22 protein-coding genes are annotated in these 19976 nt (G+C 67.3%); 17 read left to right on the top strand and 5 right to left on the bottom strand.

The genetic code is table 11. From position 1 onward, the window contains the following. Positions 1-122 precede the first annotated feature (122 nt). Positions 123-365 (top strand): DUF1214 domain-containing protein, encoded by a 243-nt coding sequence (locus VGI62_RS18520; RefSeq protein ID WP_331506029.1) that lies wholly within the window; start codon positions 123-125, stop codon positions 363-365. A gap of 117 nt (positions 366-482) precedes the next feature. Next, the gene (locus VGI62_RS18525; protein ID WP_331506030.1) at positions 483-1430 is read left to right on the top strand and encodes an aminoglycoside phosphotransferase family protein; all 948 of its coding nucleotides are present in this window, start codon (positions 483-485) and stop codon (positions 1428-1430) included. A gap of 147 nt (positions 1431-1577) precedes the next feature. On the opposite strand, the gene fliP is transcribed toward VGI62_RS18525, so the two are convergent. After that, positions 1578-2375: a flagellar type III secretion system pore protein FliP gene (gene fliP / locus VGI62_RS18530; protein ID WP_331506049.1), complete on the bottom strand. Its 798-nt coding sequence runs from the start codon at positions 2373-2375 to the stop codon at positions 1578-1580. After that, positions 2372-2662, bottom strand: a complete 291-nt coding sequence (locus tag VGI62_RS18535; protein ID WP_331506031.1) for a flagellar biosynthetic protein FliO — start codon at positions 2660-2662, stop codon at positions 2372-2374. Before VGI62_RS18535 ends, fliP begins: the two co-directional genes overlap by 4 nt. A gap of 91 nt (positions 2663-2753) precedes the next feature. On the opposite strand from VGI62_RS18535, the gene flgB reads away from it, so the two are divergent. The 13 genes from flgB to VGI62_RS18600 all read left to right on the top strand — a co-directional run bounded on the left by flgB (position 2754) and on the right by VGI62_RS18600 (position 13683). Next, positions 2754-3167 carry a flagellar basal body rod protein FlgB gene (gene flgB, locus VGI62_RS18540; RefSeq protein WP_331506032.1) on the top strand — a complete coding sequence of 138 codons (414 nt, stop codon included), beginning with the start codon at positions 2754-2756 and terminating at the stop codon, positions 3165-3167. A 17-nt stretch (positions 3168-3184) separates the two neighbouring features. Beyond that, on the top strand, positions 3185-3598 hold the full coding sequence (flgC, locus tag VGI62_RS18545; protein ID WP_331506033.1) for a flagellar basal body rod protein FlgC: 414 nt from the start codon (positions 3185-3187) through the stop codon (positions 3596-3598). A gap of 15 nt (positions 3599-3613) precedes the next feature. Next, positions 3614-3925 (top strand): flagellar hook-basal body complex protein FliE, encoded by a 312-nt coding sequence (fliE, locus tag VGI62_RS18550; protein WP_331506034.1) that lies wholly within the window; start codon positions 3614-3616, stop codon positions 3923-3925. A gap of 61 nt (positions 3926-3986) precedes the next feature. Next, complete coding sequence (locus VGI62_RS18555; RefSeq protein WP_331506035.1) at positions 3987-4763, top strand: ABC transporter ATP-binding protein; 777 nt, start codon at positions 3987-3989, stop codon at positions 4761-4763. After that, on the top strand, positions 4760-6316 hold the full coding sequence (locus tag VGI62_RS18560) for an ABC transporter permease/substrate-binding protein (protein WP_331506036.1): 1557 nt from the start codon (positions 4760-4762) through the stop codon (positions 6314-6316). The genes VGI62_RS18555 and VGI62_RS18560 overlap by 4 nt, the downstream gene beginning before the upstream one ends. 79 nt (positions 6317-6395) lie before the next feature. Next, on the top strand, positions 6396-6659 hold the full coding sequence (fliQ, locus tag VGI62_RS18565; RefSeq protein WP_331506037.1) for a flagellar biosynthesis protein FliQ: 264 nt from the start codon (positions 6396-6398) through the stop codon (positions 6657-6659). A 23-nt stretch (positions 6660-6682) separates the two neighbouring features. Beyond that, on the top strand, positions 6683-7438 hold the full coding sequence (fliR, locus tag VGI62_RS18570) for a flagellar biosynthetic protein FliR (RefSeq protein WP_331506038.1): 756 nt from the start codon (positions 6683-6685) through the stop codon (positions 7436-7438). A 4-nt stretch (positions 7439-7442) separates the two neighbouring features. Beyond that, positions 7443-8540, top strand: a complete 1098-nt coding sequence (gene flhB, locus VGI62_RS18575; protein ID WP_331506039.1) for a flagellar biosynthesis protein FlhB — start codon at positions 7443-7445, stop codon at positions 8538-8540. 93 nt (positions 8541-8633) lie between these two features. Continuing rightward, positions 8634-10715: a cell cycle histidine kinase CckA gene (cckA, locus tag VGI62_RS18580; protein ID WP_331506050.1), complete on the top strand. Its 2082-nt coding sequence runs from the start codon at positions 8634-8636 to the stop codon at positions 10713-10715. Positions 10716-10784: 69 nt separating this feature from the next. Further along, positions 10785-11720 carry a DUF5996 family protein gene (locus VGI62_RS18585; RefSeq protein ID WP_331506040.1) on the top strand — a complete coding sequence of 312 codons (936 nt, stop codon included), beginning with the start codon at positions 10785-10787 and terminating at the stop codon, positions 11718-11720. After that, positions 11717-11929, top strand: coding sequence for a hypothetical protein (locus tag VGI62_RS18590; protein WP_331506041.1), 213 nt, complete (start codon positions 11717-11719; stop codon positions 11927-11929). Before VGI62_RS18585 ends, VGI62_RS18590 begins: the two co-directional genes overlap by 4 nt. 187 nt (positions 11930-12116) lie before the next feature. Next, positions 12117-12935, top strand: coding sequence for an SDR family NAD(P)-dependent oxidoreductase (locus tag VGI62_RS18595; protein ID WP_331506042.1), 819 nt, complete (start codon positions 12117-12119; stop codon positions 12933-12935). A 10-nt stretch (positions 12936-12945) separates the two neighbouring features. After that, complete coding sequence (locus VGI62_RS18600) at positions 12946-13683, top strand: dienelactone hydrolase family protein (protein ID WP_331506043.1); 738 nt, start codon at positions 12946-12948, stop codon at positions 13681-13683. On the opposite strand, the gene VGI62_RS18605 is transcribed toward VGI62_RS18600, so the two are convergent. Continuing rightward, positions 13680-14516, bottom strand: a complete 837-nt coding sequence (locus tag VGI62_RS18605; RefSeq protein WP_331506044.1) for a phytanoyl-CoA dioxygenase family protein — start codon at positions 14514-14516, stop codon at positions 13680-13682. The two genes, VGI62_RS18600 and VGI62_RS18605, sit on opposite strands and share 4 nt — an antisense overlap. 59 nt (positions 14517-14575) lie before the next feature. On the opposite strand from VGI62_RS18605, the gene VGI62_RS18610 reads away from it, so the two are divergent. Next, positions 14576-15457 (top strand): TauD/TfdA dioxygenase family protein, encoded by an 882-nt coding sequence (locus VGI62_RS18610; RefSeq protein ID WP_331506045.1) that lies wholly within the window; start codon positions 14576-14578, stop codon positions 15455-15457. Here the strand turns inward: VGI62_RS18610 and VGI62_RS18615 are convergent. Next, a complete protein-coding gene (locus VGI62_RS18615) occupies positions 15450-16658 on the bottom strand; it encodes a TIGR03862 family flavoprotein (protein ID WP_331506046.1) in 1209 nt (402 codons plus the stop codon). The genes VGI62_RS18610 and VGI62_RS18615 overlap by 8 nt on opposite strands. A gap of 3 nt (positions 16659-16661) precedes the next feature. Next, a complete protein-coding gene (locus VGI62_RS18620; protein WP_331506047.1) occupies positions 16662-17945 on the bottom strand; it encodes a M20/M25/M40 family metallo-hydrolase in 1284 nt (427 codons plus the stop codon). 141 nt (positions 17946-18086) lie between these two features. On the opposite strand from VGI62_RS18620, the gene VGI62_RS18625 reads away from it, so the two are divergent. Next, the gene (locus VGI62_RS18625) at positions 18087-19895 is read left to right on the top strand and encodes a DUF885 domain-containing protein (RefSeq protein WP_331506048.1); all 1809 of its coding nucleotides are present in this window, start codon (positions 18087-18089) and stop codon (positions 19893-19895) included. Positions 19896-19976: the final 81 nt, after the last annotated feature.

Below are 19976 nucleotides of genomic sequence, written 5' to 3' on the forward strand. Positions count from 1 at the left end.
GGCGTCCGGCGGTGGAACACACCGTCGCTGCGCGTGGAGGGTGGCCGTCAGGCGCCCGATGAAGCGCGAACTCCTCAGTGGATTTCCTCCCTGGGAAATCCCCCGGCTTCAGCCGGGGGAAGATGTTAAGGACACCGAGTACGACAAGGTCCAAGGTCGAGCTGGGCTCGCGCAGCGACATCGCCAAGAACGCCGACGGCTCGGTGGACTTCGTGTTCGCGCCGGAGCCGCCGAAGGGTTCGCCGGAGTCGAACTGGATCCCGACGGTCCCGGGCCGGGCCTGGTTCACCTACTTCCCCCTCTACGCCCCGCTGCAGCCCTACTTCGATGCGAGCTGGAAGCTGCCCGACATTGAGGCGGCGTAGACGACCTGGCGAGGGCGCGCACTAGAAGAAGCCGACGAGCGGACATTCCCAGGGTCGGCCAGGCGTGGCGGACATCAGCGCAAGCCTAGTCGCCTCGGGTATGTCAGGCTCGCGATGGTGAACCCAGCGCCCGAAATCCCGTCCAACGTAAGACTGAAAGCCGAGTTGCTCGGCAAGCCGGGCCGGGCGTGGATGGAGGGTTTGCCCGAGCAGCTCGCTGAGCTGGAGCACCGCTGGGGGATCAAGGTCGGCTCGGCCGCGCCCAAGGCCTCGGAGGCCTTTGTGGCGGAGGCCGTCACCGCGGCCGGCGAACCGGCAATGCTGAAGATCGTCATCGCCGGCCTCGACCCTGGCCGGCGTGAGCTCCGGGTGCTCCGCGCCGCGGAGGGGCGAGGATACGCCGGACTGATCTGCGCGGACGAGGCGGCGAACGCGATGCTGCTCGAGCGGCTTGGGCCGCAACTCGCCTCGTTTGCGCTGCCGGAGCGGCCGCGGCTGGCAGCGATTTGCGCGAGCTTGCGGACGGCCTGGCGTCCCGTTCCGAGAGACCTTCCTCTCCCGACGGGAGCTGAGATCGCCCGGACGTTCGCCGAGCGCATCGAGGCCCTGTGGCTCGAGACGGGGCGTCCTTGCTCGGAGCGCGCCGTCGAGCTGGCGCTGGAAGCGGCTCAGCGACGGATCGCGGCCTTCGATCCAGCCGCCGCCGTCCTGGCCCACGGCGACGCCCATCAATGGAACTTGCTCGAATCGCCCTCGGCGCCGGCCGCATTCAAGCTGGTCGATCCGGATGGTGTCGCGGCCGAGCGGGAACTCGACCTTGCCGTCTCCATGCGCGAATGGGTCGAGCCGGTGTTCGAGGGCGAGGAGGTGGCCTCAGGCCACCGCCGTTGCTCCATTCTTGCAGCGCTTGGAGGCGGCGATCCGCTCGCAATCTGGGATTGGGGAATCCTGCACTGCCTAGAGAGCGGATTGGGTTGGGTGCGGCTGGGTCTTTTCGACAAGGCGCCGCTGCAGCTGGCCATGCCGGACGCGTGGGCGGCGTCCGGCGCCTGGCCGCCGGCCTGACGCCCACTGAAGCCTGGTGGATCGGCATCAAGCCGATTTGGCCGGGAACAGGAAGGGGCCGCCGCTTCCTGGGGCACGCTGAGCTGTGCGCCACGTCGCAGGGGAACCCGGGGCCCTCGAAAATCTGATGCCGCTGACCGGCTCCAGCTAGGTTCCTGGCCCGTGGTGGAAGCTCTCCACCAGGCTGCCGGCGACTAGGCGCCATCCATCGACGAGCACGAAGAAGATCAGCTTGAACGGCAGGCTCACCACCACGGGGGGCAGCATCATCATGCCCATGCTCATCAGCACGCTGGCGACCACTAGATCGATGACCAGGAACGGGATGAACAGCAGGAAGCCGATCTCGAAGGCGCGCTTCAGTTCGGAGATCATGAAGGCCGGCGTCACGACGCGGATCGGCGTGTCCCGGGCCGTCGCTGGGCGCGGGATCTTCGAGAGCTTGATGAATAACGCCAGGTCCTCGCGGTCGACCTGCTGCAGCATGAACTGCTTAACCGGTCCGCCGGCAGCGTCGAAGGCGGCGGGAAGCTCCATTTTCTGGTCGAGCAGCGGCTTGATCCCCTCGTTGTAGGACCGCTCCAGGGTTGGTCCCATGACGATCGCGGTGAGGAACAGCGACAGCGAGATGATCACCGCATTCGGCGGGCTCTGCTGCAGCCCGAGGGCCGTGCGCAGCAGCGAGAGCACCACGACGATCCGCACGAAGGAGGTGGTCATGATGACAATGGACGGGGCGAGCGACAGGACCGTCATCAGGCCGATGAGCTGCACCACTCGTTCGGTCAGGCCGGCGCCCGTGCCGAGATTGATGTTCACCGCCTGGGCTATGGCCGCGGCCGGGAAGGCCAGGCTTGCCAGGGTGGTGGCAAGCGCCAGGAGGGCGGCGCGGCGCCATTCCTCGGCGGGCAGGGCGCGGATCGCCTTGAAGAGTTCGAACATCAGGCGCGCGCCCCGCCGGACCTGGACGGGACGGTTTCGAGCGGGGATACCAACTGGCCTTCGCCCAGCAGGAGCAGGCGCTCCTTGCCATCGCACGAAACGATGACCAATCGCCGGGCAGGGTCGAGAACCAGGCTCTCCACCACGGCCAGCCGGCGTTCCTTCGCGGGGCCGCCGAACCTTGCCAGGGCGCCGGGCCCGTAACGCCGCAACGCCACCGCGCTCAGGCCGATCAGCCCCAATGTGAGGATCAGCGCAAAGGCGGCTCTGGCGAAGTCGGCAAAATTCATGGGCGCTTCTGCGGCTGGCGGTCCGGACGGAGGCCAAGTGACAGCGAGTCCCTTAAGCCGCAGTTAACCCTGTTTCTTCACCGTAGCGCACATGGATCTTGCCGACATTCCGATCTTCTCGATGTTGCGCAGCCGGATGGGGTACCTGTCCGAAAAGCAGCGCGTGATCTCAGAGAACGTCGCCAACGCCTCGACGCCGGGCTATGCGCCGCGCGACCTGAAGGCGTTCAGTTTCCAGGCCCAGGTGCAGGCCGCCCAAGGTCCCGGCTCCATGGCGGTCACGCAGCCCAACCACATGCTCCCGCCGGGCGCCAGGCCCGGCCTGAACGTCAAGCCGGCGAAGACCAAGGACTCCGAGACCACCATGGACGGCAATTCCGTCGTCCTGGAGGAGGAGATGATGAAGCTGACCGACGCCAGGATGGACTACGACGCGGCCGTTGGCTTCTACCAGAAGTCGCTGGACATCCTGAAGCTGGCGATCCGCAAGCCGGGCGCCGGTTGATGAGAGGCGCACGCTAGATGGCCGACAGCATCTCCACCTCGGCCCAGGCCGTCGCGATCTCCGCCTTGCGCGCGCAGCAGGCGCGCATGCGGATCATTGCGGAGAACTTGGCCAACGCCAATTCGACCTCACGCTCGCCTGGCGGAGATCCCTATCGGCGCCAGGCGCCGGTGTTCGAGGCGACCAAGATCGGTGGCGCGACCGGGGTCAAGATGAGCCGCGCGGCGCCGGACCCGACGCCATTCAAGACCGACTACAGTCCGGGCAATCCCTCGGCCGACGCGCAGGGCTATGTGAAGACCCCCAACGTCGATCCGTTGGTCGAGGCGATGGATATGCGCGACGCCCAGCGCGCCTACGAGGCCAACCTCAACGTCATCGAGACCGTACGCGCGATGGATTCGCGCACGCTCGATCTGCTCAAGCGCTAGGGGAGAGCTTAAGCCATGATGACCGCGCTCGCCGCCGCCAAGGCCTACGCCACCGCTCAGAAAGCGATCGGCGTCGAGCCCGGGCTCGGGGGTTCGGAGGTCGGCCATGCGGGCGGCTTCGCCGACATCCTGAAATCGGCCATGACCGACGCCATGAAGGCCTCGAAGAACGCCGAGACCCAAATGGCGAACCAGGTGCAGGGCAAGGCCCAACTTGTCGACGTGGTGACCGCGGTCTCCTCCGCCCAGACCAGCCTCGAGACCGTCATGGCCATCCGCGACCAAGTGATCGGCGCTTACCAGGAAATCATGCGGATGCCGATCTGAGCGCCAGGCGCAGGCGAAAATCCGGGGCTGCGCAAGCCGGCTGTCATGCTACGGCTTGCTCATGGCGGGGCCGGCGATCGAGCTTTCTGGGGTTCAGAAGTTGTATGGCGCGCGCGCGGCGCTCGCCGGCGTCAGCCTGTCGGTGGAGCCGGGGGAGTTCACCGCGCTGGTGGGGAGCTCGGGCTCGGGCAAGACCACGCTCCTGAAGACCATCAACCGGCTTGCCGCGCCGGACGCGGGATCGGTCCGGGTGTTTGGCGAGGACGTCACGGCGCTGGAGCCGCACCTGTTGCGCCGCCGGATCGGCTACGTGTTCCAGGAGGTTGGCCTTTTCCCGCACCTTTCAGTGGCGGAGAACATCGCGATCACGCCGAAGCTGCTGGGCTGGGAAACCAAGCGGATCGACGCGCGCGTCGCCAATCTTCTGGGCCTCGTCGACTTGCCGCTGGAGGTCGGACCCCGCGCGCCGGCGGCGCTCTCGGGCGGACAACGCCAAAGGGTGGGTGTCGCCCGCGCACTCGCGGCCGAGCCGAAGCTGATGCTGATGGATGAGCCGTTCGGCGCGCTCGATCCGCTGACACGCGACGCGCTGGGAGCCGACTACCGCGCGCTGCACGAGCGGCTCGGCCTGACGACCGTGATGGTGACCCACGACATGGCCGAGGCGGTGCTTCTGGCCGATCGGATCGTGGTGCTTCGCGACGGCGCGATCGTGGCGGACGGCAAGGCCGCTGAGCTTCTCGCCCAGACGCAAGACGCCGGAGTCCGCGCACTTCTGGAAGCTCCGAAGCGCCAGGCCGAGCGGCTGCGGGCCAAACTCAACGGGGGGGCCGAGTGAACGCTCGCCTGGCGGCGGCCTTCGCGCTTCTGGCCGAATATCTGGGCTGGCACGTGTTGCTGAGCTTCAGCGCGCTCGTTCTCGGCCTGGTGGTCAGCCTGCCGCTGGCGGTGGCCGCAAGCCGCAGCCCGCGGCTGCGCTGGCCGGTTCTGGCGGGGGCGAGCCTGATCCAGACCATCCCCAGCCTGGCGCTGCTGGCGTTGTTCTATCCGCTGCTGCTGGCGCTTTCGACGCTCAGCTTGGCCGTTTTCGGCAAGGGTTTCTCGGCCCTCGGCTTCCTGCCCTCTCTGCTGGCGCTGACGCTCTATTCCATGCTGCCGATCCTGCGAAACGGCGCGGCCGGGATACTGGGTGTCGATCCGGCGATCAAGGAGGCCGCGGACGGAGTCGGCATGACCTCGCGCCAGCGCCTTTTGCGGGTCGAGCTGCCGCTGGCCGCGCCGGTGATCATGGCAGGCGTGAGGACGGCCGCGGTTTGGACGATCGGCGCGGCGACCCTCTCCACGCCAGTGGGGCAGACCAGCCTCGGCAACTACATCTTCGCAGGCCTGCAGACCGAGAACTGGGTTTTCGTGCTGTTCGGCTGCGCGGCCTCTGCAGCCCTGGCGCTCGTGGCCGACCAGCTTTTGGGCCTGATCGAGGCCGGAACGCGCCGGCGCAGCCTTCGCCTGGTGGCGCTGGGCGCGGCCGGGCTCCTGGGCGGCGTCGCCCTGGCGGTCGCGCCCTTGCTGGGCCTGGGCAAGGCCGGCTCCTATGTCGTGGGCGCCAAGAACTTCTCCGAGCAGTACATCTTGGCTGAGCTGATGGCCGAGCGGCTTGAGGAGACAGGAGTTCAGGTCAGCCGCAAGGAGGACCTGGGCTCGGCCGTGGCCTACCGCGCGCTCGCCGCTGGCGAGCTCGACGCCTACGTCGACTATTCCGGAACACTGTGGACAAACGTCCTCAACCGGAAAGACAACCCTGGCCGCGCCGAGGTCCTGAAACAACTTACCGCCGAGCTGAAGCGTCGTGACGGCGTTCTTGTGCTGGGATCGCTGGGCTTCGAGAACGCCTACGCCATGACCATGCGCCGCGACCGCGCCCAGGCGCTGGGGGTAACCTCGATCGCCGGCCTTGCGCGGGTGGCGCCGAAGCTGGACCTGGGCTCGGACCTGGAGTTTCTCTCGCGCCCGGAATGGAAGGCCGTCGAAGTGGCCTACGGGCTGAATTTCAAGGCTAAGCGGTCCTACCAGCCCACGTTCATGTACCGCGCGCTGATGGGTGGCGAGGCCGATGTGATCAGCGCGTTTTCCTCCGACGGGCGGATCGCGGCCGACAACCTGGTGATCCTCTCCGACCCGAAGGGCGCGATCCCACCTTATGACGCTGTGGTGCTGATCTCGCCCAGGCGGGCCGGTGACCGGCGGCTCCTGGCGGCCCTCCAGCCGCTGATCGGCAAGATCCCCGTCAGCATCATGCAGGCGGCCAACTACAGCGTCGATCGCGATCAGGGGAAGGCTAGCCCGGCCGAGGCCGCGCATGCCCTCGAGCGGCAAATTCTGCCGAGCCCGTAGCCTTTCATTAACCATGCCGGACCGATGGTGGCGGCGTTCGCGAGGGGCGCGAATTCGCCAAGCTTTCCAAGAGGTCCTTATGAGCGGCGCCGAGGTTCTGGACGTCGGCCGCGACGCCATCTGGCTGACCATTCAGCTTTGCGCGCCTGTGCTGATCGTGGGCCTGGTGGTGGGCGTCGGCATCGGCCTCCTGCAGGCGCTGACCCAGATCCAGGAAGCCACCTTGATTTTCGCGCCGAAGATCGTGGCGATCTTCGTCTCGCTGTTGATCTTCCTGCCGATGATGGGGGCCCTGATGAGCGGCTTCATGCGCCATATCGCGGCGCGCATCGCGGCCATGTGACGGCGGGGCGCCTCCAGAGCGCCATGGAGCACTACGCAACAGCTCAACAGGTGTTCGCCGCCGGCCTGGTTTTCGCCAGGCTGGGCGCCATCGTCATGCTGATCCCCGGCATCGGCGAGAGCTTCATCCCGGTGCGCATCCGCTTGTCGCTGGCCCTGTCGCTGGCCTTGCTGCTCTTCCCAATCGTCGGTGGCGAAGTCCCTGCGATTCCCGCCGACGTCTCCGGCGTGGCGCTGGCGGTCATCAAGGAGACGGCGATCGGCCTCCTGATCGGCGGCATCCTGCGGATCTTCATGTCGTCGCTCGCAGCCGCCGGTGAGATCGTATCGATCCAGACGACGCTGGCCTTCGCGCAGACCGCGAACCCGACCCAGGCGCAGCCGTCGACGACGCTGGGTACGTTCCTCGGATTGATGGGCCTCGTCCTCATCATGACCACCAACCTGCACCACCTGTTCCTGTCGGCGATCGTGCGCTCCTACACGATCTTCCCATTCAGCCGCGCGATCCCGCTGGCCGATGCGAACACGCTTGCGATCCAGACGGTCAGCAAGTCCTTCGCGCTGGGCCTGCAACTTGCCGCCCCTGTGGTGGCCCTGTCGCTGATCTTCAATATCGCGACGGGGTTGGTCGGCCGGGTGATGCCCCAGTTCCAGATCTTCTTCGTCGCCACGCCGCTGATGGTGCTCCTGGGCCTGTCCGTTTTCGCGCTCAGCTTGGGCGTTATCGGCATGGTCTGGATCGACCGTTACCGCGACCTCCTGGCGATATTCGCGTGAGGCCATGAGCGACACGAGCGACTCGGCCTCGAAAACCGAAGACCCATCGCCACGCAAATTGCAGCAGGCGCGGGAGCGGGGCGAGGTCGTCAAGACGCCCGATCTCGCCTCGCTCGCCTCGCTCGCGGCAGCGGCGAGCGTTGCTGCCATGGCCGGCAGCGGGCTTTGCAGCAACATGGTCATGGCGCTTCGACCCTTCCTGGCCACGCCGGACAGCATGAGCCTGTCAGGCCAGGGCGGGGTGAAGGTGTTCTACACCGCGATCATGGCCGCGGCGCCGGCGATGGCGGCGGTGCTGCTCGCGGCCTGCGCGGCCGGCATTGCGGCCAACCTCCTGCAGACCGGCTTCATGTTCACCCCGGAGAAGCTGGCCTTCGACACCAGCAAGCTTTCCCCCGCGGCCGGGTTCAGCAGGCTCTTCGGGCTCGACGGCGCAGCGCAGTTCGTCAAGTCCCTGGTGAAGGTCTCGCTGACGGGCCTCCTGGCCTGGTGGGTGCTCAAGCCGCACGTCCCGGAGCTTGAGAACCTCTCGGCCATGGAGCCGATCGCGATGTTGGCGTTCGCCGCCGACATCCTGCGGCGGTTGGTGTTCGCAGTGGCGGCCTTCCTGCTGATCGTCGCCGGCGCCGACTGGCTGTGGCAGCGCCAGCGTTTCATGCAGAAGATGCGCATGACCAAGGAAGAGCTGAAGGAAGACTTCAAGCAATCCGAGGGCGACCCGCACGTCAAAGCCCGCCAGAAGCAGTTGCGCAACGAGCGCGCCCGCCGGCGGATGATCCAGGCGGTGCCGAGCGCCACCGTGGTGGTGATGAACCCGACCCACTACGCCGTGGCGCTGAAATACGACGCCGACGAGACGCCCGCGCCGCTGTGCGTGGCCAAAGGCCTGGACACCCTGGCGCTGAAGATCCGCGAGATCGCCGAGGAAGCCGGCGTTCCGGTGATCGAGGACCCGCCGCTGGCGCGCGCGCTCTATGCCGCTGTCGACGTCGACGAAGTGATTCCTCCCGCCCATTACGAGGCCGTCGCCAAGATCATCGGCTTCATCCTGAGCAAAGGGCGTCGCTTTGCCGCCCGCTCGCTCAGGGCCGGCGCCCTTTAACGCGACACCTGTGAGAGAATGCACATGAGCGATTCGCTGGGCGAACGCGTCGGAAGTTCATCGCGTATGCGCAAGGAGGCGCCCTCGCTGGCCATGGCTGAGCCGCAGGTCCGCAAGGCCCGGAGGGGTCGCTTCGACTCGCTGATGGCCGGTGTGCTGGTCTTCTTCCTGATGGCGGTCGCGTTCGCCGCCGCCCCTGCGATGAACGCGGGCCCGACAACCCTTGCGGGACTGCTGCTGCTGATCGGCCTGACCGGCGTGGCCTGTCTTGGCCTCTTCACCCTGCGCGGTGCGAGCGAGGCGGCGGACGAGAACGACCCTGGGTCCGCCGGCCTTCTTGATGCGTTGGTCGAGCCCGCGGCAATCGCGGCGCCCGACGGCAAGGTGCATGCCGCCAACGCGGCGTGGAAGTCGGCCATCGGCCTGGCCAACCGATTGCCCAAGTCGGGAACTTCGGCCTCAAGCCTGTTCGCTGCGCTGACAGCGGCCCGTCGCGGGGAGACCGCCCATGCCGCGATCAAGGCCGGCGGCGCTGAGCACGAGGCGATCGTCTCTGCGGTTGGCGCGCGGCGGTTCCTGGTCCGGCTGACCGGCCACACGACAGGGGCGCTGGCCCTGCCGCCTGCGGCGCTGGAGGTGCTGACCGCGTTTTCCGGCGCCATGCCGCCCCCGCCCAAGGTGCTCGATGCGTTCGCCGCCGCCTCGCCGTTCGGCGCCGCCCTGCTCGAAGGCCAGGATCCTTTCGAGGCCAGGATCATCGAGGCCAACCCAGCGCTGAAGGCCGTGGCCGGTGGTGGTGAGAAGGGCCAGGTGTTCGGCGACCTGGTCGATGTGGCCAGCCGGGTGGAAGCCTCGCAGAAGCTGGCGGCGGGCCAAGGCTCCGGCGCTCCGGTGGAAGTCCGCCTGGCCCACGATCCGGCTCGCATCGCCCATCTCTATCTTTCCAAAAGCGACGGCCGTTGGGTGGCCTACCTGGTGGACGTCTCGGAGCAGAAGCAGATCGAGCTCCAGCTTGCGCAGAGCCAGAAGATGCAGGCCATCGGCCAGCTGGCCGGTGGGGTGGCACACGACTTCAACAACCTGCTCACCGCCATTTTCATGCAACTCGATGTGCTGGCGACCCGCCATCCGGTGGGCGACCCCTCCTACGAGGGCCTGAACGAGATCAAGCAGACCTCGACGCGCGCCGCCGATCTGGTGCGCAAGCTCCTGGCGTTCTCCCGCAAGCAGACCGTCCAGCGGGAAATCCTCGATCTTGGCGAACTGATCAGCGAGTTCGAGGTGCTGCTGCGCCGCGTGCTCTACGAGGACGTCAAGCTGATCACCGACTATGGCCGCAACCTCCCGCAGGTGCGCGCCGACCGCGGCCAGCTGGAAACGGCAGTCATGAACCTGGCGGTCAACGCGCGCGACTCCGTGCGCGCTCATGGGGGTGGATCGGTGCGCATCCGCACCGCGCGCCTCACCCAGGAACAGGCCCACGGCTTCGGCTATCCAACGGCCCAGGGCGACCAGGCGTTGATCGAGGTCTCCGACGACGGCCCGGGCATTCCGCCCAATGTGCTGGACAAGATCTTCGACCCCTTCTTCACCACCAAGCCGGTGGGCGAGGGAACGGGTCTTGGGCTGGCGACCGTCTACGGTATCGTCAAACAGTCGGACGGCTGGATCGCCGTGGACTCGAAGCCGGGCGAAGGCGCAGCTTTCCGCATCTTCCTGCCGGTGCATATTCCAAGCGCGATGGTTTCGGCCGCCCCGATCGCCGTCGCTCCCAAGCGGCCGGTCGCGCGCGACCTTTCGGGCGCCGGGCGTATCCTGTTCGTCGAGGACGAAGACGCCGTGCGCGGGGTGGCGGCCAAGCTGCTGCGCGCTCGTGGCTACGAGGTCATCGAGGCGGCGAGCGGGGAGGAGGCCCTGGAGCTCGCCGAGACCCACGCCGGCCAGATCGACCTGATGATCTCCGACGTGGTGATGCCCGGCATGCAAGGGCCCGACCTGCTGAAGCAGGCCCGGGGCTTTCTGGGTTCGGCGCCGGTGATGTTCATCTCGGGCTACGCCGAAAGCGAGTTCTCAGACCTCTTGGAGGGCGAGACAAACGTCTCCTTCCTGCCCAAGCCGATCGACATCAAGACCCTGGCCGAGCGGGTGAAACAGGAGCTGCAGAAGGCCGCCTGATGCGGCGTGCTGATCGGCGTGGCGGGCCTGCGGCTTGTCACGACCTCGGCAGCGTTCCAACTATGTCGAATGAGCGTTCCAAGTGTCTCCGCAGACTGGCCGGCGTTCGCCTACGATGACTGGGCCGATACCGCCGAGACCTTGCACTTGTGGACGCAGGTCGTCGGCAAGGTGCGCATGGCGCTGACGCCGCCGGTGAACCACTGGTGGCACGTGCCGCTCTACGTCAGCGCGCGCGGGCTTACCACCTCGCCGATTCCGGTAGACGGTCGCGGGGTGGAGATCGTCTTCGATTTCCTGGGCGACGAATTGCGGATCATCTGCAGCGACGGCCGGCAGGAGACCGTCGCCTTGCGGCCGATCAGCGTCGCCCAGTTCTATCGTGAGGCTATGGCGGCGCTTGGCCGAGTGGGCGTCGAGGCGCACATCTGGACGACGCCCTGCGAGATCGAAGGGGCGATCCCATTCGAGGCGGACGAAGTCCATCGCTCCTACGATCCCGAGGCCGCGCGACGGTTCTGGCGGGTCCTGGTCCAGGCTGACCGGGTGATGAAGGCCTTCCGTGCGCGCTTTATCGGCAAGGCCAGTCCCGTGCATTTCTTCTGGGGCAGCTTCGATCTGGCTGTGACCCGGTTTTCCGGACGCCGGGCGCCGCGGCATCCCGGCTCGCCCCTGGCGCCGGCTTCGGTCAGTGTCGAGGCCTATTCGCATGAAGTTTCGAGTTGTGGTTTTTGGCCGGGAGCGCCCGGGATCGCGCCGATGTTCTACGCCTACGCCTACCCGGACCCGGCAGGGTTCGCCGGCGCGCGGGTGCTGCCGGGCGCCGCGCGCTGGGACACCGGGCTTGGCGAGTTCGTGCTGGCTTACGAGGATGTAAGGACCGCCCACGACCCTGACGGCGCGCTCATGGCGTTCTTCCAGTCGACCTATGAGGCGGCCGCGGATCTGGCGTCTTGGCCACGCGCGGAGCTCGAACGAAGCTTGGCGGCCGGAGGCGAGCAATGAACGACCTGGTTCCCGCCCGGCGGCGGTTGCCGTTCAGAGCCTGGCTCGCGACCGCTGCGGGGGCGGCCGCCGTCGGCGCCTTCACCGTCGGGGCGCTCTCGATCGGCGCGCTTGCGATCGGCCGCCTGGCGGTCGGACGCGTGCGGATGAAGCGCGTTGAGATCGACGAGCTGACCGTGCGGCGACTGAACGTTCTGGAGAAGGACTAAGGGGCGGCGCCGGTCTCGGCCTTCGCACCGTACGGCGACAGATCGATGCCGGGGTAGCGCAGGGCGACGTCGCCAGCGTCTGGGCGTGCCGGTAGCGGGCGCCCGGTGATGCGCCTCTCTCTTGCGTTGCGCCGCCAGCCGCGCGAGCGTTGGCGCATTAGAAAAAAATGCATTTGGAGGACCGGTCATGAGTGAGGCTCGTATCAACCCGAATGGCCCGTTGAAGGGACGCAACGCCCTTGTCACCGGCGCCAGCCGCGGCATCGGAGAGGCCATCGCCGCAAGGCTCGCCATGGAAGGCGCCAACGTCGTCGTTTCCGCCCGCACCGCCGAAAGCGGAGAGAGCAGGTTGCCGGGAACGCTGCACGATACGGTCGACCGCATCCGCAACGCAGGCGGTCAAGCCAGCTTCATCAAGGCCGACCTCGCGCAGGCCGCCGAGCGCGAGCGTCTCGTAGAAGAGGCCGTGGCCACCTACGGGCCGGTCGACATCCTCGTGAACAATGCCGCCATCACCTACTTCATGCCGGTCACGGAGTTTCCGGAGAAGCGCTTCAAGCTGATGATGGAAGTCCAGGTCTATGCGCCGTTCCACCTGTCGCAGCTGGTGCTGCCGTCGATGCGCGAGCGCAAGCAGGGATGGATCGTCAACATCTCCTCCGGCGCAGGCCTCCATCCCAAAGCGCCCTACACCCGGCGGGGCGGCGGCACGGTCTATGGCATGTGCAAAGCCGCGTTGGAGCGCTTCACCACCGGCCTGGCGTCGGAGGTCTATGACGACGGGATTGCCGTCAACGTGGTCTCGCCGGGCCTTGTCGATACCCCTGGCGTTGCGGTGCACGGGCTCATCAACGAGCAGACGAAGGACCGCGTGCAGCCGATCAAGTATATCGCCGAAGCTGTCTACCGCCTGGCTTCGGGAGACCCGAAAACCTTGACCGGCACGATCAACTACGCCGAGCCCTTCCTGAAGGAACAGAAGGTCGAACCCGCCGAGCTTGTCTGAGGGAGCGCCCATGATTGAACAGACCGTCGACATCACCACCAAGCACGGGGTGATGACCACCTTCATCGTTCACCCCGAGCGCAACGCCGGTTATCCAGTGGTGCTGTTTTTCATGGACGCGCCGGCGATCCGCGAGGAGCTGCGCGACATGGCCCGGCGGATCGCCGCGGTCGGCTACTACGTCATGCTGCCGAACCTTTACTACCGGTCGGGCGTGATGGAACTGGCCGACCTGCCGCCCGTGCCCGAGTCGGAGGCGCGGGCGCGCATATTCGAACTGATGGGCTCTTTGACCATTCCCCTGGTGATGAGTGACGGCGACGCCCTGCTGGACTTCGCCGATCGCGATCCGGCGGCCGGCAGGGGCAAGATCGCAACGCTCGGCTACTGCATGAGCGGCCAGTACGCGATCAACTTCGCCGCCCGCTATCCGGGGCGCGTGGCGGCGGCAGCCTCGATCTACGGGGTGCAACTGGTCACCGACCAGGCAGACAGTCCGCATCTGGCGGCGCAAAAGGCCAAGGCCGAGCTCTATTTCGCCTGTGCCGAGAACGACCCCTATGCGCCGTTGGAGATGGTGGAGGCGCTCGATCAGACGGTGAAGTCCAAGCAGCTGGAAGGGGAAGTGGAGCTCTTTCCGGGGGTTCACCACGGCTTCGCGTTCCCGCAGCGAGCGGTCTACGACAAGGACGCTGCGGAACGGCATTGGGAGCGGCTGTTCGCGCTCTGGCGGCGGCGACTGATTTAGCTCCGCGGCTGCTGGGTCACGATCGGCGGAACGAAGCCTTCGGCGAGCGCCTTCCTCGGGTGCGAGCCGCTGACCATGCCCATGAACGAGGGCCAGAGCTCATAGCCCAGGAGCGCCTGGGCGCGCGGCGACATCCGTCGCACGAGCTCCTTGGGGACCGAGAGGAAGAAGTTCTCCTGGGCTCGCGCCCAGCCCTCGCAGTATTGGTTGGTGAAGGCGAGCCGCGGCTTGTCGGTGCGGTTCGCGCCGCCCCGGTGCAACAGCGTCCCGGGAAAGACCAGGCAGGCGCCGGCAGGGATCTCCATCGGCACGAGCATCGCCTCCAGCGCCTTGGGATCGCCGCGCCGCCGGGTGATCTCCTCATCGCCCCACAGGTGACTGCCCGGGATGACCTCGGTGGCGCCGTTGGCCTGGGTGAAGGCGTCGATCGCCCCGATCACGGAATAGCCGATGGCGGCGCGCGGCCGCGGCAAGCGATAGAAGCTATCGTCGAAGTGGATCGACTGAGCCGTCTCGCCTGGCCGCATGTTGATGGCGTGAGTGGCGGAGAGCAGGAAGCTGGGTTGCAGAAACCGCTCCAGGAGCGCCATCAGCCGCGGTTCGACAGCCAGATCCTCGAAGACCTTGTGGCGCGCGACCAGCGTGTAGACGCGCTCGGTCTGGAAGCCCTCGAAGTCGTTGCGGCCGCTGTGGCTTCCAAGATGGGGGGCCAGCGCGGCGCGGAAAGCGGCGAGGCCGGCGGCGTCGAGGACGCCTTCGACCACGGTGTAACCTTGCTCGCGCATGCGCCTGGCGTGGTCGTCTACGTCGAAGAGCGCGGTCGGCTTATCCATGTCGCGACCTCCCGCGTCTATTGTAGCATGGTCCTTCACCCAGGCCGGGAGACCAGCGCATGAGTTCGACGATGAACATCCGGCGTACGGCCGGCGCGCTCGGCGCGGAGATCCTTGGTGTCGACCTGTCCCAGGACCTGCCGGATGACGCCATCGTGGCGATCCGTCAGGCGCTATTGGACTACCAGGTGATCTTCTTCCGCAACCAGGCGCTCAGACCTGAGCGCCAAGTCGCTTTCGGCAAACGGTTCGGGCCGCTGAACGTCCACCCCTACGTCGCCGGCATGGCTGGCCATCCCGAGGTCATGGAGGTGGTCAAGGAGCCGGAAGACCGGATCAATTTCGGCGGCGGCTGGCATTCCGACATGAGCTTCCTGGAGCGACCGGCGATCGGCTCGATCCTCTACGCTGTTGAGACGCCGGCCTTCGGCGGCGACACCCTGTTCGCCAGCCAGGCCGCCGCGTTCGAAGCCTTGTCGCCGGGCCTGCAGAAGACGCTGGAGGGCCTGAACGCCATCCATTCCGCGGCGCGGGAGTATTCTTCGGAAGGTCACTCGGCGCAGAAGCGAAAGTCGATGGCGATCGCCGAGGCCGACGGACTGGCCGGCGAATACCGCCACCCGATGGTGCTCACCCATCCCGAGACAGGGCGCAAGGCGCTCTACGTCAATCCAGCCTTCACGATCCGCATCGACGGTTGGAAGGTTCGGGAATCCAAGGCCTTGCTCGACTATCTCTTTGAACATTGCCGCTACGAGGGCTTCACCTGTCGGTTCAGCTGGGAGGCCGGATCAGTGGCTTTTTGGGATAACCGCTCGGTCTGGCATTTCGCGCTCAACGACTACCCAGGTCAGCGTCGGCATATGCGCCGGGTCACCGTCGATCCGTGGCCGACGCAGGCCGACAGGCCCCAGGCCCGCCGCGCCGAATCCGTCAGCTAGACCCAAGCCAGCGCAGCACGCCACGGGCCGCGGCGCGGCCGGTCGCGAAGCTCGCCTGCAAGAGGTAGCCGCCCGTGGGGGCTTCCCAGTCCAGCATCTCGCCCGCCACGAAGACGCCGGGCTTGGCTTTGAGCATCAGCTCGTCGTCGACCGCCTCGAACCTCACGCCGCCCGCGGTGGAAATCGCCCGCTCGATAGGCCGTATGGCGACAAGTCGCAGCGGAACGCCCTTGATGGAGGCAGCCAGCGCCAAGGGCTCGCCCGGCAGGTCCTTGCCGTGGGCCTCGCGCAGCAGGTTGGTTTCCAGCGGCGTCAGGTGAACGCCCTTGCGCAGCCGGTTGGCGGCGGACTGGTGGGACGGCTGTTGGGCGAGCCTCGCCGCCAGGTCTTCGACGCGCGCATCGGGGCGCAGATCGATCCACACCCGAGCCGAGCCGTCCTTGGCGATGGCTTCGCGCAGGGCCGCAGACAGGAGATAGATCGCGCCGCCCTCGAGGCCGTCGCGCGTCACCATCGCCTCGCCACGCAGGCGCGTGCGGCCGAACGTGACGGCGATCCCTTTCAAGGGCTGCCCTGCGAAGCGGTCGCCGAACAGCTCGCTCCATCCGACATCGAAGCCGGCATTAGCGGGCTGCAGCGCGCTCAACCCGACGCCTGCCTGGGCCAGGAGATCGACCCAGGCCCCGTTCGAGCCCAGCTTCGGCCAGCTTGCGCCGCCGAGCGCCAGGATCGTGGCCTCGGGGCTCACAAAGACTTCGCCGGTTGGAGCCTGAAACCGCAGGGCCCCGCCTGCATCCCAGCCGACCAAATCGTGGCGCGTGCGGAACTCCACGCCGGCCTCCCGCAGCCTCGCCAGCCACGCCCTGAGAAGGGGAGAGGCCTTCAGGGCCTTGGGGAACACCCGCCCCGACGACCCGACGAAGGTCTCCTGGCCGAGGCCCCTGGACCAGGTGCTCAGAGCCTCCGGCGGAAAGGCCTCGATCAGCGGCCCAAGGCGCCCGGCAGCGTGACCATAGCGCGCAAGGAACTGCGCAAGCGGTTCGGAATGGGTGAGGTTCAGTCCGCCCCGACCAGCCATCAGCAGTTTGCGCCCCACCGACGGCATGCGGTCATAGACGGTGACCGCGCACCTGGCTTCAGCCAGCACCTCGGCGGCCATCAGTCCTGCGGGGCCGGCCCCGATGATGGCGACGGCGGCCAAGGGCTAGCTTCCGGCCATGGCCAGGAGCGCGGCCAGGCCCACGCTCATGCCCCGAACGCTTTCCGGCCTGGCCACGTCGATCCACTCATCAAGCGAATGCGCTCGCCCGCCGCGCCCGCCCGAGCCGATGGTCACGGCCGGAATGCCGAGGCTGATCGGGATATTGGAGTCGGTCGACGAGGCGCCGAGCTCAGGGGTGTAGCCCGCGGCGCGCGCGGCCGCGGCGGTCGTGCGCACGATCAGCGCGTCCTCGCTCGTGGCGCCCGTGGGCCGCTCGCCGATCAGCTTGGGCGTCACGGTGACCTTGCCGAGGCGGGTGTCTCGTGCGGCGTTCTCGTGATCGGCGGCCTCCTTGAGGATCTCCTGGAAGCGGGTGTCGAGCTTGGCGAGCTCGTCCCGGCTCTCCGAGCGCATGTCGACCTCGAGCCAAACGTCGGCGGGGATGGAGTTTACGCTGACGCCGCCGCCGACCACGCTGGCGGCATAGGTCGTGCGGGGCCTGGCTGGGACCTTCACCGCGTAAAGCTGGTCGATGGCGCGGCCCATGGCGGCCATCGGATTGACGATGCCGAAGGCGCCGTAGCTGTGTCCGCCCGGCCCGTGGAAGGCGACGCGATAGCGCCGCGAGCCCACCGCGCCAAAGGTCACCCGCGCCGCCTCGCTGCCGTCCATCGAGAAGAAGGCCTTGATCCGGTCCTTGTACTTCCCCTTGCCGAAGAGGTAGCGCATGCCGCGCAAGTCGCCCGGACCTTCCTCGCCAACGTCGCCCACGAAGAGGATATCGCTCCTGGTCCTGATCTTGGCGGCGTCAAGCGCGCGGATGTAGGCTAAGAGAACAGCCAGGCTTCGGGTGTCGTCACCGACGCCCGGCGCAAAGAGCCTCGTCCCCTCGCGGCGAACCTTGACGGGCGTGCCTTCCGGAAAGACCGTGTCCTGGTGGGCGGCCAGCACGACGACCGGCCCACCGGCCGGCCCGGTCCCGCGGCGAAGGCCCATGACGTTGCCCTCGGCGTCCATCTCGACATCGCTAAGGCCCTCGGCCTTCAGCATGGCCATGTAGGCCTTGCCCTTGGCGGCTTCCTTGAACGGCGGGGCGGGGATTTCTGTCAGTGTGATGATGTCGGCGACTGTCCGGTCGTGCTCGCGCTCGAGGGTCGCGACCGCCGACTTAAAGGCGGGGCTCTGGATGATCGCCTGGACCGTGCGCTCGGCGGAGTCGGGCCGCACGGGCGCTGCGCCCAGGGTGAAGACAGCAAGACCTGCGACTGCGATGCGGGCGAAAGACATGGAACAGCGGACCCCCGGCGGAAAGGCTTTCGGCATATCCCACGCGACGCCGGGCCGCAGCCCTGGAATTTCCATCCGCTTGGTAGGTCTGCCCCGACCCCCTAAGTCATTGCACCATCGTTGTCGCTGGAGAGTTTCCCCGTGCTGAGCCGTCGCCAAGCCCTTCTAACCGCCGCGGGCGCTGCGGTGGCTTTCGGGCGCGCTCCGCGAGCTCAGGCCGCGACCGGGGCGGAAGCTCAGCTCACCAAGGTTCTGGACGACCTCTTCGCCCAGACCTTGGAGGACGATCCCGAGCTCGTCACCAGCCTGGGCCTCGACGCCGGCGGCAAGCCACCGAAGTTCAAGCTCCACAAGGCCTCGGTCGCCGACCTCGACCGCTATCGCCGGCAGACCGCGGCGAACCTGGCGAAGATGCGCGTCATCGACCGCAAGGCGCTGAGCGGCATGCCCGCGGTGAACTTCGACTCCGTGATCTACGACCTGGAAATGATCGACCGCGGCAACCAGCGGTTCGCCTACGGCTCAGAGGGCGCAGGCTCGCCCTATGTGCTCAGCCAGATCAACGGCGCATGGTCGGGAATCCCCGACTTCCTCGATAGCCAGCACACCATCGAGACGCGGGCCGACTGCGAAGCCTATGTGGCGCGGCTGGGCGAATTCGCGCGGCTGATGGACGACGAAGCGGAGCGGTGTCGGCGCGACGCCGGTCTGGGCGTCATCCCGCCGGACTTCGCCATCGCTGGCGCGCTCAACCAGATGAAGGTGCTGCACGCCCCGGCCGACAAGTCGAGCCTGGTGAGTTCGCTGGCGGATCGGGCCAGGGCCAAGGGTATCTCCGGCGACTGGCAGGCGCAGGCGAGTGCGGTGTACGTGGAAAAGGTGTTGCCGGCGCTCGAGCGCCAGATGGCGCTCCTGGAAGGCCTCAAGCCAAGGGCGGTCCATGACGCCGGCGTCTGGCGCCTGCCGGACGGGGACGCCTACTACGCGCTCGCCTTGCAGACCCGGACAACCACCACGATGACCCCGGCCGAGGTCCACCAGATGGGTCTAGAGCAGACCCGCGAGCTCTCCGCACGCGCCGATGCGCTCTTCAGGAAGATCGGCATGACCCAGGGCTCGGTCGCAGATCGCTATGCGGCGCTCTACAAGGTGCAGAAGTACATCTACCCCAACACCGACGCCGGAAAGGCGAAGGAAATCGCCGACCTGAACAAGCTTGTTCAGGCGATGCAGAAGCGACTGCCGGAATATTTCGGCGCCCTGCCGAAGACCCCGCTGGAAATCCGGCGGATCCCGGCGGCCACGGAGGCCGGCGCCTCGACGCACTACACCGACGGCAGCCTCGATGGCACGCGCCCGGGGATCTACTGGCTGAACCTGCGCGACACCTCCGAAGCGCCCTATTGGGACATGCCGACCACGACGTTCCATGAGGGCATTCCCGGCCACCACCTGCAGCTCACCCTGCAGAAGCAGGCCGACCTGCCGATGATCCGCAAGGCCGGCGGCTTTGGGGCCTATATCGAAGGCTGGGCGCTCTATTCCGAGCAGTTGGCGCAGGAAATGGGCTTCTACGCCGACGATCCGGCCGGCGAGCTGGGCTATGTCCACGACGCCCTCCTGCGATCGGGACGCCTCGTCACCGACACCGGCATCCATGCGCTTCGCTGGAGCCGCGAGAAGGCGGTGGAGACCCTGAGCGGTATCGATGGCGACCCGCCTGCCTATGCGGGCCAGGAAATCGAACGCTACAGCGTCAGTCCCGGCCAGGCCTGCAGCTACATGGTGGGCAAGGTCACGATCCTGAAGCTGCGCGAAAAGGCCAGGGCCGCGCTCGGTCCGCGCTTCGACATCCGTCAGTTCCACGACGCGGTGCTGCTAGCCGGCTCGATGCCGCTGACCGTGCTGGAGCGAGCGGTGGACACCTACATCGCACAGCATAAGGCCTGAGCCCGCGCGCGGCCTACCGCGCCGCCCGGTAGTCCTGAAGTCTTCTGAAGTTCACATCCCCACGCGGCGCGGCCGGCGGAT

Source organism: Phenylobacterium sp. (genome assembly GCF_036495085.1).
GTDB lineage: Bacteria > Pseudomonadota > Alphaproteobacteria > Caulobacterales > Caulobacteraceae > Phenylobacterium.